Here is a 13,543-nt window from a genome sequence, read left to right on the forward strand (position 1 = left end):
GCAAATCTCTCCCTTTAGTTAAAATAATGGCGTTCCTGTCATCTCTTCTGGCTGTTTGATACCTAGCAATTTTAACATGGTTGGTGCAAGATCAGCGAGAATACCGCCTTCTCTTAGTGTAACACCGTCTTTCGTGACAATTACCGGCACTGGATTTGTTGTGTGCGCAGTCATGGGTGCACCTTCAATGGTCATGACTTCGTCAGCATTCCCGTGGTCCGCTGTAATAATCGCTGCGCCGCCTTTAGCAAGCAGCACGTCGAGAATACGTCCAACACATTCGTCCGTTGTCTCAACAGCTTTCACTGTCGGCTCGAGCATTCCGCTATGGCCAACCATGTCTGGATTCGCCAGATTAAGAATGAACGCATCGATTTGGTCCTCTTGTATTTCTTTGATCAACGCATCTGTTACTTCATATGCACTCATTTCAGGTTTCAAATCGTATGTGGCAACTTTAGGTGAGGGGATTAAAATTCTTTTCTCGCCATCAAATTCTTCCTCTCGTCCGCCACTCATGAAAAACGTTACATGAGGATATTTTTCAGTTTCTGCAATACGAAGCTGACGAATATTGTTCTGAGAAAGGACTTCACCAATTGTATTTTTCAAATCCTGTTTGGCAAATACAACTTGAGAAGCGACTTCAGCACTGTAATCTGTAAAAGTAACAAATTTCAAATCTGTATAGTTCTTCGCTGCAAATCCGTCAAATCCATTTTGAGTGAACGCACGGGATAACTGAATCGCGCGGTCAGGTCGGAAATTGAAAAATACAGCAGAGTCTCCCTCGGAAATCTTGACTGGAGCCTGTCCTTCTGGTTGAACAATAAACGGCACAACGAATTCGTCTGTCACACCCGCCTCGTAAGAAGCTTGGACACCTTCTTCGGCAGATGCATATACAGGTCCTTCTCCATTTACCATGACATCATACGCAAGTTTGACGCGATCCCAGCGTTTGTCACGATCCATCGCATAGTAGCGGCCGGATATTGACGCCAGCTGTCCTACACCAACCGATTTCATGACTTCTTCTGTCCGTTCAATATACGTCAATGCTGTTTTCGGACCGACATCTCTTCCGTCTAAAAACGCATGAACGTATACATCACGGATGCCATTCATTTCAGCAAGGCGCAGCAAGGCAAACAAATGCTCATAATGACTGTGGACACCGCCATCTGACAGTAACCCCATTAAATGCAGTGCGCCGTTATTCGCTTTTGCGTGCTCGACAGCTGCGAGCAGCGCTTCGTTTTGGAAAAAGTCGTTTTCACGAATCGATTTGTTAACCCGAGTAAGACTCTGGTACACGATCCGTCCTGCTCCGATGTTCAAGTGACCCACTTCAGAGTTCCCCATTTGCCCCTCAGGCAACCCGACTGCTTCCCCGGACGCTGTTAGCGTAGCGTGCGGATAAGCATTCCAGAGTCGCTCATAGTTTGGTTTTTTCGCATGCGCAACAGCGTTTCCGGAAGTTTCTGAGCGCAGTCCAAAACCGTCCATAATGATGAGGCCAACAGGTCCTTTAGACATTCGCTCCAGCCTCCGCGAGTGCGGCGAACGATTCCGGATCGAGACTTGCCCCGCCGACTAATGCTCCATCGATATCACTCATCGATAATAGTTCTTTAATATTGCCAGGTTTTACACTGCCGCCGTATTGAATACGGATTGACTGTGCTGCGGATTCTGAATATAACTCTGCAAGGACTTCTCGAATCTGCCCGCATACTTCATTCGCATCTTCAGCAGTTGCAGTGCGCCCAGTGCCAATCGCCCAGATCGGTTCATACGCCACGATTGCTGAAGAAGCATCCGTTTCACTTATTCCCGCAAACGCTTTCTTTACCTGTTCCGATACGATTGCAGCAGTCGCGTTATCTTCACGCTGTTCCAATGACTCACCTACACAAACAATTGGTGTGAGGTTATGCTCAAACGCTGATTTTACTTTTCGGTTCACAGACTCATCTGTTTCGTTAAAATATTGTCTCCGCTCAGAATGTCCAAGGATTACAAATTCAACACCTACACTTTTCAGCATAGTCGGACTGATTTCACCTGTGAATGCTCCTTCAACCTCTTCATGCATCGTTTGTGCACCAATCTGAACCGGTAATTCTTTGGATTTTTCCACAAGAGCAGCTAGATAAGGTGCTGGCGGACAAATGACTGTATCTGCTTTGTCCGTTGCTTTCAGCTTTCCAGCAAGTGCATCCACGAATGCCACTGCTTCATCTGACGTTTTGTACATCTTCCAGTTTCCTGCGATAATTGGTTTTCTCATGAGTAGGTTCCTCCTTATGAACGATCTTTCAATGCAGCGACGCCCGGCAGTTCTTTACCTTCCATGAACTCCAGAGACGCTCCGCCGCCTGTAGAGATGTGATCCATTTTTTCAGCTACTTCAAACTTTTCAACAGCAGCAGCAGAATCGCCGCCGCCAATAATTGTGAATGCTTCGGTTTCAGCCATTGCTTGAGCAACACGCTTTGTCCCTTCAGCAAATGGTGCCATTTCAAAGACACCCATCGGCCCATTCCAAATCACAAGTTTCGAGTCCTTAATCACACTCTCATAAAGTTCTGCGGTTTTAGGACCGATATCGAGTCCCATCCACCCTTTTTCAATACCGCTAACAGGAACAACCTTTGTCGCTGCTGTTTCTGAGAACGAATCAGCCACCCTAGTATCGATTGGCAAGTAAAGATTGACTCCTTTTTCTTTCGCTTTTTCAATGAAAGATTTAGCAAGATCGATTTTATCTTCTTCTACTAAAGAGTCACCGATTTCGTGCCCTTGAGCACGCGAGAATGTATAGGATAAGCCCCCGCCGATTAACAGGTTATCGACTTTATCCAGTAAGTGATCGATAACTCCAATCTTGTCTTTAACTTTTGCGCCGCCAATAATCGCTGTGAATGGACGCTCCGGATCGGATAATGCTTTCCCGAGTACGTCGAGTTCTTTTTCAAGCAGAAGTCCTTGAACACTTGGCAAGTACTCTGCAATACCAGCTGTTGTTGCATGTGCGCGGTGTGCCGCTCCAAATGCGTCATTAACGAAAACATCTGCCAGTGCAGCAAATTGTTTAGCTAGTTCAGGATCGTTCTTTTCCTCGCCTTCGTGGAACCGTACATTTTCAAGCAGCAGAATTTCTCCATCTCCTAACTCAGAAACGTGCTTTTCAACGTCCGGACCTGTAGACTCGTCCAATTTCAGAACCGGTTTGCCGAGTAATTCAGCCAATCGTTTTCCCGCTTCTGTTAAACGTGAATCTTCCTTCACTTCACCTTTCGGACGCCCGAGATGACTTGCAAGAATTACTCTTGCCCCTTGTTTAGAAAGGTACTCGATTGTCGGAATGGCAGCACGGATTCTAGTATCATCTGAAACTTTCCCGTCTTCCATAGGTACGTTAAAATCCACTCTGCAGAAAACTCGTTTCCCTTTTAGATCCAAGTCTTTCATCGTCATTTTGGCATTCATGCGAACAAGCACTCCTTCACAACAAAAGTTTATAATAAAAAAAGGAGGAAACGGGCAATGCCGTTCCTCCTGCCCATCTATTAAGTATAATCGGTCACAATCTGATAAGCCAGATTTTATGTGCCCGATGTATGGTTAAGATCGGTGATTATAGTCCTTTTTTGTTCATGTATAACGCAAGGTCGATACAGCGTGCAGCATATCCTTGTTCGTTGTCATACCAGCTGATGACTTTTACCATGTTGTCTCCAAGTACCATTGTGGATAGACCATCTACTGTAGAAGAAGCGTGGTTCCCATTATAGTCTTTTGAAACAAGTGGAAGATCGCTGTAGAATAGGAAGCCTTTCAATTCGTTTTCTGATGCATCTTTCAACGCTTTGTTTACATCTTCAACAGAAACGTCTTTTTTCAACTCAGCAACAAAGTCAACGAGTGAAACGTTTGGTGTTGGAACGCGTACAGCCATTCCATCTAGTTTTCCTTTCAATTCAGGAATAACTTTAGTTACAGCAGATGCTGCTCCTGTAGTTGTTGGGATCATAGACTCAGCTGCAGCACGTGCACGGCGGTAGTCTTCGTGTGGCAAGTCAAGAATTCGCTGATCATTTGTGTATGAGTGAATTGTTGTCATCATACCGCGTTCAACGCCGAACTTGTCATTCAACACTTTAACGACTGGTGCCAGACAGTTTGTTGTACAAGACGCATTAGATACGTAATGATCTGTTGCAGCATCGTATTCTTCTTCGTTCACACCCATAACAAGTGTTTTCACATCGCCTTTAGCAGGTGCTGACAAGATGACTTTCTTCGCGCCGGCATCAAGGTGTTTCTGTAATCCTTTTGCATCGCGGAAGACTCCAGTACTTTCAACAACGATATCGACTCCAAGGTCTTTCCATGGTAAGTTAGCTGGATCTTTTTCAGCATAGACACGGATCTTTTTGCCATTCACAATGATATGGTTTTCGTCCGAAGTGATATCTGCATCAAGAATTCCGTGAACTGAATCATACTTCAACAAGTGCGCAAGCATCGGTGCGTCAGTTAAGTCGTTTACTGCTACAACTTCAAGGTCCTCGTGCTCCAATGTATCTCTCATTACAATACGTCCAATACGTCCAAATCCATTAATCGCCATTTTTACAGTCATGTAAAATCCCTCCAAGTTTTGTTGTTATATATTGACGGCATACTTCGGATAATTTCCTTAGCAGGCCAATTGTAAACATGCGGTGTTATTCATTTGCTAGTAAATTCACGATTTCTTTTGCGGCACCTTCATCTGTAATCAGAACAGTTTGTTTTGTGGCACCCCGCAAATATGAAAGAATCGCTTCTGCTTTTGCCGAGCCGCCGGCCACTGCTAATAGCAGAGGAATCCGTTTCAAGTGATCGGTCTGAATTCCAACCGTTCGAAGGTGATGAACAATCTCTCCAGAACCATTAAAGTAGTATCCGAACGCTTCACCTTTTGCGCCTCTAGAATCGAGTAATTGCTGCTCTTCCTCGTTGGAATCCCGCAGTGCTGCCATTTTCTTCGCATCGCCAATGCCATGCAGCAAGCAATCCGTCGTTTCATAAAGTTCGAGCATTTTTTGTGCACTCGGTTCTTTCAAGAAAATGGCATGTGCTTCTTCACTCAGTGATTCAGGGTAATACAGGGACTTATACGAAGCATTGCACGTATGCGCGAATGTAGCAGCGATTACATTTGCCTGCTGTCCTATATTATCTCCAACCCCGCCTCGGGCAGGGATGAATACTGTCTCTTCAGCACCTGGATAACAACTCAGATGTTTCGGAATAGCTGCCATGGTACTTCCGCCAGTAACGGCTACAACACGTCCATTCCCAATGCGGGCTGCAAAAACAGATGCAGCTTCAGTTCCAAGCAATTCGTTCGAGCCGCCTGGTTCAGAACTGTCTCCTTTTACAATGTGCACATCTTGAATGGAAAAATAACTTTTAATACGCTTCGCAAGAACATTCTTTCCATATTGCAGCTCAATTAACGGTCCCAGATGCTGCAATACACTTTCGCCATCGGCTGTAACAGTCGCTCCTTCTTTTGCAACACGAATGAGCTGCTGATCTCTCAGAGCTTCCATTACCGAGCGTGTTTCTCGTTCAGATAATCCCGCAGTGTCTGCAAGAGGCCGTCTTCCGATTGGCCCGGATGTTTTAATCAGCTTTAGCACAAGATAGCGTTGTTGCAGTGTTGCCATCATTTCAGGTACTAACTTTTCCTGAGCTTCAACAATAGACGTTTTCAGAGAGACTCCCCCTTTCAACTTAGGACATCTTTTGACCATGATGGATAAAATACGTCCCACTGAAGTCAAAAAAATATATTAACTTATAATGCAAGTATACATACTATTCCCGATAATTTCAAATTTAAACTTCCGATTCAAAAAGCATAGCTAAATCAATATAACTTATCACACCTGAACAAAGCACCTCATCATCTTTTTCCACAACAGGGATCATGAAGACGTATTGCTCATGTTTTGCATCATCCTCTTCAATATTGACCGTAGCCCACGTCAAGGGATAGTCCTCTTGAATAAGTTCCATCATCTGTTCGGCTTCGTCACACAGCGGACAGCCAGGTTTCGTATAAAATAGCACATGCATGAAAATCCCTCCATATAACCCCAGTGTAAAATGAAAAAACGATCTACGCAACAAGCATTGCGTAAATCGTTTAAAGTTACCAGCTTCGGCCAGCGCCTCCGCCACCGCCGGAACCACCGCCGCCGAAGCCGCCAAAACCGCCTCCGCCGCCTGAACCTCCTGAACCGCCTCCGAAGGATCCTGGGAAGAAGACCATACCGCCACCTCGGCGTCTGCCGCCAGGTCCGCCTGAACCGCCCGAACCTCCTCCTTTTCCAGAGTTAAAGAAAATCTGGATGAGGATGAAACCGATGACGATGATGGGGACGATCGGGAACCCGCCTTCATCGTCCTCGTTGTCAAACGATGCGACGGGAAGTTCATCACCTTCAAGGCCGTACTCTTTTGCTATTTCGTTGTAAACATTTTTATACGTTTCAATTACCGCTTGATCAGGTTGCCCATTTTTTAAATAAGGCATGGTCACTTCGTCAATAATACGACCAACTTTACCGTCAGGAAGGGCCCCTTCCAATCCATAACCAACTTCTAAACGAATATGTTTATCACCATTTTCGTCCGCTTCAGTTGTCATCACAAGTAGCGCCCCGTTATTTTTCTTTTTATCTCCAAGTTGAAATTCTCGTAATTTATTCAATGAATACTCTTCAATGGGTCTTCCTTGTGTAGACGGTACAATCCACACAGCAAATTCAGCACCTGTCGCGCTTTGTAACCGAGTTCCATAATCCCTCAGTTCTTGAATTTGACTGTCAGACAAAACACCTGATTCATCTTGAACAACATCCACTTTCGCATAAACCGCGGGCTGGACTGCTGTCAGCAAAACTAAAAGCATGCCAAGCAGGGCAAATGCTCGAACAGCCGACTTTCTCATTACTCATCTGCTCCAAAGTCGACATCTGGTGCTGATTCAGCTCCAGCTTCCGCTTTGAAGTATTCTTTTTCGTCAAATCCAAACATCGAAGCAACGAGTTTGCCCGGGAACCGCTTCACTTGTTTGTTGTAAGAAGCGACCTCGTCATTGTAATCCTTACGTGCTACAGCAAGTCTGTTTTCAGTTCCAGCTAACTCATCCATAAGCTGTCTGTAGTTTTCATTACTTTTCAATTCTGGATAATTCTCTACAACCACTAATAATCGACTAAGTGCTCCAGAAAGTTCAGAGTCAGCAGCCGCTTGATCTTCAGGGCCATTTGCACCTGCTAATTTAGAACGCGCTTCGGTTACCTGACCAATTACTTCCTTCTCCTGCTTTGCAAACCCTTTAACGGTATTCACTAAGTTTGGAATAAGATCCACCCTGCGTTGTAATTGCGTCTCGATTTGTGAATACGCTTGGTCAACGTTCTCTTCAGCTGTCACAAATTTATTGTAACTTCCAGAGAAAATCGCAATAGCAATCACAATAATTGCAACAATTATTCCTAACGGTAACAATAACTTCTTCAAAATTCCCCGCCTCCTCAATAATAGCTTCAGCTTTTTCGCTTCTTCACTTTCAGAAGTTTACCCTGAAAACCAGAAACTCAAAACTTGTTCGTTATCCTTTATACGCACTAAAGTTAAAAAAGTTTCTTTATAGATAAAAAAACTCACCCGATTGTATGATTCCATACAATCGGGTGAGTATCATAAAGCACCTATATGCCCTCGGCGGGAGTCGAACCCACATTTCAAGCTTCGGAGGCTTGCGTGCTATCCATTGCACCACGAGGGCTTCGCATAAAGTAGATTTGCAGCGGACAAGTTATAGTATACTTGCTGGTCAGTTTAAAAGCAACAAATATTTGCAAAGCGTTATATTTGACCTTAGTTGACCATACTATGTATGATAAAGTCATGGTTGAGCGGACATCCGTTTCAACATACGACCTATTTAACCATCAAAGGGAGGAAATGAAATGAACTTAATTCCTACAGTTATCGAACAAACGAATCGTGGAGAGCGTGCGTATGATATATACTCCCGCTTGCTAAAAGACCGCATCATCATGCTTGGAAGTGCAATAGACGACAACGTAGCAAACTCTATCGTCGCTCAATTACTATTCCTTGAATCTGAAGATCCAGACAAAGACATCTCTATCTACATCAACAGCCCAGGTGGCAGCATCACAGCTGGTATGGCCATCTACGATACTATGCAATACATTAAACCAAACATCCAGACGATTTGTATCGGTATGGCTGCTTCAATGGGATCATTCTTACTTGCAGCAGGTACCAAAGGAAAACGCTATGCGCTTCCTAACGCTGAAGTTATGATTCACCAGCCACTTGGCGGTGCTCAAGGTCAAGCGACTGAAATCGAAATCGCTGCTAAGCACATCCTCTTCATCCGCGAGAAGCTGAATGCTATTCTTGCTGAGCGTACGGGTCAGCCTATCGAAGTGATTCAAAAAGATACAGACCGTGATAATTTCATGACCGCAGAACGTGCAAAAGAATATGGGTTAATCGACCACATTATCACACGCAGCGATATGAAAGAATCTGAAGGCAAATAATTACAGCACCCATGAATGGCGTCCCGTAACTTACGGGGCGTCTTTTTGTTAGCTTACCCCTTGCACAAACGCTGACAGCGCTTCAGCGGCTTGTTCTTCATCGCTGCCATCGGCAATCAGTGTAACTGTGCTTCCTTGTGCAATCGCTAAACTCATAACGCCCATAATACTCTTTGCATTCACTTGCCGTTCATCTCGTTTAACATATAAGTCCGATGTGTAGCGATTCGCTTCTTGTACAAATAACGCTGCCTGCCTGGCTTGCAAGCCGGGCTTAATTTTCACTTCAGCGGTTCTTTCAATCATCTCTTCTATCCCCTTCCTTAGTTAGGTAATTCCGCCAACTCGAACACTTTCTGCGATCTCGTCAATTTTACGCAGACGGTGATTCACACCTGATTTACTCACAGGTCCGCCTGACACCATCTCACCTAACTCTTTCAGCGTAATATCCTGATACTCCACTCGCAAATGTGCAATCTCCTGAAGCCTGTCCGGCAGCTGGTCCAAACCGATGGTCGATTGGATGAGTTTAATGTTCTCTACTTGGCGCTGCGCGGCACTGATGGTTTTGTTGAGATTCGCTGTTTCACAGTTTACTAACCGATTTACACTATTTCTCATATCCCGGACAATGCGGATGTCTTCAAAACGCATGAGTGCAACGTGCGCGCCGATAATACTCAAGAAATCCGCTATCTTTTCAGCTTCTTTCAAATAGGCAACGAACCCTTTTTTGCGTTCAATCGATTTCGCATTCAGCTGATAATCATTCATAATCTCGACTAATGCATCGGAGTGTTCTGCATACATCGAAAAGACTTCCAAGTGGTATGAAGATGTCTCCGGATTATTTACAGATCCTCCTGCCAGGAATGCTCCACGCAAGTATGCCCGTTTACAACAATCGTTTGGAATGATTGTTGGCGAAATGGTTTGATTGGACTGGAAGGTATTTGTCAAAATATCTAAATCATCCAGCAAGGGGCGTGCCCCTTCGCGGATTCTGCAAATATAAACATTATTTTTCTTTAACCGCATTTTACGCCGAACTAGAAGTTCAACCTTATATGTGTACAGCTTTTTTAAATTGGAATAGAGTCTTCGTGCAATAGCAGCATTTTCTGTTTGAACATCTAAGCTTATGGTTTTATTTGAAAAAGATAGGACCCCATTCATGCGAATGAACGCTGCAACTTCTGCTTTTGTACAGCAATCCTCCGCCTCAATTTGTGTCAATTCTTTTTTTGTTTCTGATGCGAAAGACATGAACTTTCCCCTTTCCCGGTGACGATCACGTCTGTTTGGTTTTAGATTCGTCTGTTATGTAATTTACGAACCATTCTGCTACTTTTTCTGCATCGTGCATTACCCGCTCATTCTCAGCGAGCGCAATATCTTCTTGCCAAATTTCAGGCACTAACTTTTGCAATTCCTCAAGATCCCGTTCCACTGGCCAAGATGTGACCATCTGTCCCGCTTCGGTTAAAAGCGGCATGATGTCCGTCTTATTCAATAACACTGCGTCCAGGAAAGGTTTTCCGACATGATCATAAAGTGCTGCAACATGTTCGGACGCTGTATACCGGTACGTCTCACCTTTTTGCGTTGTTAAGTTCCCGACATATACTTTACTAGCTTTACTATTTAGAACAGCATCCCGAATATCCTGTACAAGCAAGGAAGGTAAAATACTCGTATACAAACTTCCAGGTCCGATGATGATCAAATCTGCCTGCTGAATTGCATTCAATGTCTCTGGCAATGGCTTAGCATCTTGCGGGGATAAATAGACCTGTCTGATTTTCCGGGCGTACATTGGAATCTTGGACTCCCCCGTAACAATCGTTCCGTCATCCAGCTCTGCATGCAGCGTAATCCGCTGATTGGCTGCTGGAAGTACTTTCCCTTTAATGTTCAATACCTGGCCAGTTTTCTTAACCGCACTGGCAAAGTCACCAGTAATGTCTGTCATCGCTGCGAGCATTAAATTCCCTAGTGAGTGTCCGTGGAGATCATCTTTCGTTGAAAAACGGTACTGGAAAAGCTGCTCGATAAGAGGTTCAACATCTGAAAGCGCTGCCATCACCTTTCGGACATCACCGGGAGGCGGGATATCATACTGATCCAACAGCCTCCCTGAACTTCCGCCATCATCCGCAACTGTAACCACTGCGGTTAAATCGACTGGGTACTTCTTCAATCCTCGAAGCAGCGTCGACAAACCTGTACCGCCTCCAAACACCACAACCTTTTTGCGGTTATTGGGTGTTGCCATAGCGTCAGCCCTTTCTTTTTTCGATATGCTGGTGTGTTACATAGGTTGTATAGTCGTCTTTGAATAGATTTCCAAAGTATTCCGCCAGAGTAACAGAACGATGCTGTCCCCCTGTACAACCGAATGCAATTACGACTTGTGATTTGCCTTCGTTCTTATATTGAGGGATTAAAAACTGGAATAGATCAGAGAGTTTTGTTATCAATGTTTTCGTATCTTCCCATTTCAGCACATACTCATAGACATCTTTATCAAGACCCGTTTGCGGACGCATGGATTCATTATAATAGGGGTTCGGTAAAAAACGAACGTCAAATACGACGTCTGCGTCAATTGGCATTCCATGCTTGAAACCGAACGAAATGAAATTTAATGTGAAATTTTCACCTTCGCCTACTGAGAACTCGGCAATAATTTTGTCTCTAAGTTGTTTTGGCTTCATGCGTGACGTGTTAAAGATTGAACGCGCACGGCCTTTCACATCACTTAAGAGCCCTCGTTCTTTTTGTATGCCGGTTAACGGCTGACGTCCGTTGGCTAAAGGATGTGATCTCCGCGTTTCTTTATAACGGCTGACGAGTGTTTCATCATCCGCTTCCAGGAAAAGAATTCGAGTCGAAACCGTATCCATTCGAGTTAAATTATCGATTGCATCGAGTAGGGCGTCGAATAGACCGCCGCCGCGTGTATCGATGACGGCGGCAATTTTTGATTTTTTATCCGCAGACTTCATCATTAGATCAAGAAATGTCACGAGCAGTTCCGGCGGTAAATTATCGATGCAGTAATAGCCCATATCTTCAAAACTTTGCATTGCTACAGACTTACCCGCCCCCGACATACCTGTAATAATGACCAGTTCGAGTTCTTCAGAATGTACATCAGTCTCCATCGGTTCAATCACCTTCCATAGACTTTTGAATTTTTTCGTCAAGAAGCTCAAATTCCTCAGTATACGTAAATGTACCATATTGAATGCCTGGGCTTGAAGCAGCGAACAACAAGTTCGTACGATCGCCTTCTGCCATTGGCAGCGTATTTAAAGCCTCTACAGGATGCCAGCCAAGCTCTCCTTCAATCGTTTCAGTGAGTGGAGTTCCTGTTAGATCATGAGCGATGAATGTATACAGCATCCACTCATCCACAACTTCCTCGCCCCTGCGAATGACCATCGTGAACACACCTTTAAGATGAGGGGCACCGGGCTTTGCACCAGTTTCTTCCGTGAATTCGCGGACAGCCGTTTCCATGATGGACTCACCTGCATCCATCTTGCCGCCAGGAGCCACATACCAGCCTCTTCGCGGTTTTTTCAATAATAACATTTTTCCGTCTTTCACAACGAGCAAGTTTACAATTCTTTGCATAAGCGTTCCTCACTTCTCTTTGTACACATAGTAATAAGTATAATCGATTTCTTCGAAAAACGACACAAAAAGAAGCTGCCGGCATCGTTCACTCCGGCAGCCTAAAAGTTTATTAAAAAAATAGGGGGTCAATCAACACTCTTAGTATAACCGATAAGTATTTCAGGAGCGTTACAAAATTGTTAAAGTTGCGTTAAGGAAAGTTTTTTCACTTACACTTTAGTTTCAAGTGATTCGGTCAATTCTTCCACATACTTTTGACAAGACTGCGCTGCGATACTGCCATCACCTGTTGCTGTAACGACTTGGCGCAATAGTTTTTCACGCACATCGCCTGCTGCAAAAATTCCCGGAATTTCAGTTTCCATCACTTCGTTCGTCTTAATATACCCATTCTCATCTAAAATACCAAGATTCTTGAATGGTGCAGTGATTGGATCAAGTCCGATGTAGATGAACATCCCCTGCGTTTTAAACTCAGATTCAGAACCATCTTCCGTTGAAATCAATGTCACTGAATCGATTTTGCCATCTTTACCGTGTACTTCTTTAACAGTTGTATTCCAGATGAAGTCGATCTTATCATTCGCAAATGCGCGCTGTTGAAGGATTTTCTGTGCACGCAGCTCATCGCGTCGGTGAATAATCGTTACTTTGCTTGCGAAACGAGTAAGGTACGTCCCCTCTTCGACTGCAGAATCACCGCCGCCAATGACGATGATTTCTTTGTTTTTAAAGAAAGCACCATCACAAACCGCACAATAACTTACTCCTCGGCCTGTTAACTCTGTTTCACCGGGAATGCCCATTTTACGATATTCCGCACCCGTTGTAATAATAATGGAGCGAGCTTTGTACTCTTTGTTGCCTGCAACAACTGTTTTATATTCTTTTCCATCGATAATCTCTTTTACATCCCCATACGCATATTCCGCACCAAAGCGTTTTGCGTGGTCAAACATTTTAGTGGACAGCTCAGGCCCAAGAATAGATTCGAATCCTGGATAGTTTTCAATTTCTTCTGTGCTTGCCATTTGGCCGCCTGGTACTCCGCGTTCCAACATAAGAGTCGTCATATTAGCGCGTGCCGTATAAACCGCTGCTGTCATACCAGCAGGTCCTGCTCCGATAATTAACGCGTCATAAATAGTTTCAGCTGACATACTAGTTCCTCCTCTAATTAACTGCTTCTGTTCAAATCGTATAAGGTTTCTATCTTTCCATCAACTTATCTGCCTACTATCCGCAAT

The 13,543-nt window shown here is 44.3% G+C and carries 15 protein-coding genes and 1 tRNA gene; 1 reads left to right on the forward strand and 15 read right to left on the reverse strand.

Features of this window, described 5'->3' with window-relative positions:
* Positions 1 to 18: 18 nt before the first annotated feature.
* The 9 genes from gpmI to PGH26_RS11305 all read right to left on the reverse strand — a co-directional run bounded on the left by gpmI (position 19) and on the right by PGH26_RS11305 (position 7,858).
* Positions 19 to 1,539: a 2,3-bisphosphoglycerate-independent phosphoglycerate mutase gene (gpmI, locus tag PGH26_RS11265; protein ID WP_323691175.1), complete on the reverse strand. Its 1,521-nt coding sequence runs from the start codon at positions 1,537 to 1,539 to the stop codon at positions 19 to 21.
* Positions 1,532 to 2,293 (reverse strand): triose-phosphate isomerase, encoded by a 762-nt coding sequence (gene tpiA / locus PGH26_RS11270; protein ID WP_323691176.1) that lies wholly within the window; start codon positions 2,291 to 2,293, stop codon positions 1,532 to 1,534. The genes gpmI and tpiA overlap by 8 nt, the downstream gene beginning before the upstream one ends.
* 14 nt (positions 2,294 to 2,307) lie before the next feature.
* The gene (locus PGH26_RS11275) at positions 2,308 to 3,495 is read right to left on the reverse strand and encodes a phosphoglycerate kinase (protein ID WP_323691177.1); all 1,188 of its coding nucleotides are present in this window, start codon (positions 3,493 to 3,495) and stop codon (positions 2,308 to 2,310) included.
* 148 nt (positions 3,496 to 3,643) lie between these two features.
* Positions 3,644 to 4,651 carry a type I glyceraldehyde-3-phosphate dehydrogenase gene (gene gap / locus PGH26_RS11280; protein ID WP_323691178.1) on the reverse strand — a complete coding sequence of 336 codons (1,008 nt, stop codon included), beginning with the start codon at positions 4,649 to 4,651 and terminating at the stop codon, positions 3,644 to 3,646.
* A gap of 85 nt (positions 4,652 to 4,736) precedes the next feature.
* Positions 4,737 to 5,792 (reverse strand): sugar-binding transcriptional regulator, encoded by a 1,056-nt coding sequence (locus PGH26_RS11285; RefSeq protein WP_323691179.1) that lies wholly within the window; start codon positions 5,790 to 5,792, stop codon positions 4,737 to 4,739.
* A 106-nt stretch (positions 5,793 to 5,898) separates the two neighbouring features.
* Positions 5,899 to 6,138 (reverse strand): glutaredoxin family protein, encoded by a 240-nt coding sequence (locus tag PGH26_RS11290; protein ID WP_323691180.1) that lies wholly within the window; start codon positions 6,136 to 6,138, stop codon positions 5,899 to 5,901.
* 76 nt (positions 6,139 to 6,214) lie between these two features.
* A complete protein-coding gene (locus PGH26_RS11295) occupies positions 6,215 to 7,015 on the reverse strand; it encodes a TPM domain-containing protein (protein ID WP_323691181.1) in 801 nt (266 codons plus the stop codon).
* The gene (locus PGH26_RS11300; protein WP_323691182.1) at positions 7,015 to 7,590 is read right to left on the reverse strand and encodes a LemA family protein; all 576 of its coding nucleotides are present in this window, start codon (positions 7,588 to 7,590) and stop codon (positions 7,015 to 7,017) included. Before PGH26_RS11300 ends, PGH26_RS11295 begins: the two co-directional genes overlap by 1 nt.
* A gap of 196 nt (positions 7,591 to 7,786) precedes the next feature.
* Positions 7,787 to 7,858: transfer RNA gene (locus PGH26_RS11305), tRNA-Arg, on the reverse strand.
* A gap of 184 nt (positions 7,859 to 8,042) precedes the next feature.
* On the opposite strand from PGH26_RS11305, the gene clpP reads away from it, so the two are divergent.
* Positions 8,043 to 8,648, forward strand: coding sequence for an ATP-dependent Clp endopeptidase proteolytic subunit ClpP (gene clpP, locus PGH26_RS11310; protein ID WP_323691183.1), 606 nt, complete (start codon positions 8,043 to 8,045; stop codon positions 8,646 to 8,648).
* A 48-nt stretch (positions 8,649 to 8,696) separates the two neighbouring features.
* On the opposite strand, the gene PGH26_RS11315 is transcribed toward clpP, so the two are convergent.
* From PGH26_RS11315 to trxB, 6 genes are all read right to left on the reverse strand, one after another.
* Entirely contained in the window at positions 8,697 to 8,954 is a 258-nt protein-coding gene (locus PGH26_RS11315) for an HPr family phosphocarrier protein (RefSeq protein WP_323691184.1), read from the reverse strand.
* Between the two features lie 21 nt (positions 8,955 to 8,975).
* A complete protein-coding gene (whiA, locus tag PGH26_RS11320; RefSeq protein WP_323691185.1) occupies positions 8,976 to 9,917 on the reverse strand; it encodes a DNA-binding protein WhiA in 942 nt (313 codons plus the stop codon).
* Between the two features lie 25 nt (positions 9,918 to 9,942).
* The gene (locus PGH26_RS11325; RefSeq protein ID WP_323691186.1) at positions 9,943 to 10,926 is read right to left on the reverse strand and encodes a gluconeogenesis factor YvcK family protein; all 984 of its coding nucleotides are present in this window, start codon (positions 10,924 to 10,926) and stop codon (positions 9,943 to 9,945) included.
* A 4-nt stretch (positions 10,927 to 10,930) separates the two neighbouring features.
* Positions 10,931 to 11,818 carry an RNase adapter RapZ gene (gene rapZ, locus PGH26_RS11330; protein WP_323691187.1) on the reverse strand — a complete coding sequence of 296 codons (888 nt, stop codon included), beginning with the start codon at positions 11,816 to 11,818 and terminating at the stop codon, positions 10,931 to 10,933.
* Between the two features lie 4 nt (positions 11,819 to 11,822).
* Positions 11,823 to 12,293 carry an NUDIX domain-containing protein gene (locus PGH26_RS11335; RefSeq protein ID WP_323691188.1) on the reverse strand — a complete coding sequence of 157 codons (471 nt, stop codon included), beginning with the start codon at positions 12,291 to 12,293 and terminating at the stop codon, positions 11,823 to 11,825.
* A 212-nt stretch (positions 12,294 to 12,505) separates the two neighbouring features.
* Positions 12,506 to 13,456: a thioredoxin-disulfide reductase gene (gene trxB, locus PGH26_RS11340; protein ID WP_323691189.1), complete on the reverse strand. Its 951-nt coding sequence runs from the start codon at positions 13,454 to 13,456 to the stop codon at positions 12,506 to 12,508.
* Between the last annotated feature and the right edge of the window lie 87 nt (positions 13,457 to 13,543).

This window comes from Sporosarcina jeotgali (assembly GCF_033304595.1).
In the GTDB taxonomy this organism is placed as follows: domain Bacteria; phylum Bacillota; class Bacilli; order Bacillales_A; family Planococcaceae; genus Sporosarcina; species Sporosarcina jeotgali.

Coding starts and splice junctions, on each gene's coding strand:
- gpmI (WP_323691175.1), bottom strand. CDS start 1,539: ATGTCTAAAGGACCTGTTGGCCTCATCATTATGGACGGTTTTGGACTG.
- PGH26_RS11315 (WP_323691184.1), bottom strand. CDS start 8,954: ATGATTGAAAGAACCGCTGAAGTGAAAATTAAGCCCGGCTTGCAAGCC.
- PGH26_RS11275 (WP_323691177.1), bottom strand. CDS start 3,495: ATGAATGCCAAAATGACGATGAAAGACTTGGATCTAAAAGGGAAACGA.
- tpiA (WP_323691176.1), bottom strand. CDS start 2,293: ATGAGAAAACCAATTATCGCAGGAAACTGGAAGATGTACAAAACGTCA.
- gap (WP_323691178.1), bottom strand. CDS start 4,651: ATGACTGTAAAAATGGCGATTAATGGATTTGGACGTATTGGACGTATT.
- whiA (WP_323691185.1), bottom strand. CDS start 9,917: ATGTCTTTCGCATCAGAAACAAAAAAAGAATTGACACAAATTGAGGCG.
- rapZ (WP_323691187.1), bottom strand. CDS start 11,818: ATGGAGACTGATGTACATTCTGAAGAACTCGAACTGGTCATTATTACA.
- PGH26_RS11290 (WP_323691180.1), bottom strand. CDS start 6,138: ATGCATGTGCTATTTTATACGAAACCTGGCTGTCCGCTGTGTGACGAA.
- PGH26_RS11335 (WP_323691188.1), bottom strand. CDS start 12,293: ATGCAAAGAATTGTAAACTTGCTCGTTGTGAAAGACGGAAAAATGTTA.
- clpP (WP_323691183.1), top strand. CDS start 8,043: ATGAACTTAATTCCTACAGTTATCGAACAAACGAATCGTGGAGAGCGT.
- PGH26_RS11295 (WP_323691181.1), bottom strand. CDS start 7,015: ATGAGAAAGTCGGCTGTTCGAGCATTTGCCCTGCTTGGCATGCTTTTA.
- PGH26_RS11325 (WP_323691186.1), bottom strand. CDS start 10,926: ATGGCAACACCCAATAACCGCAAAAAGGTTGTGGTGTTTGGAGGCGGT.
- trxB (WP_323691189.1), bottom strand. CDS start 13,456: ATGTCAGCTGAAACTATTTATGACGCGTTAATTATCGGAGCAGGACCT.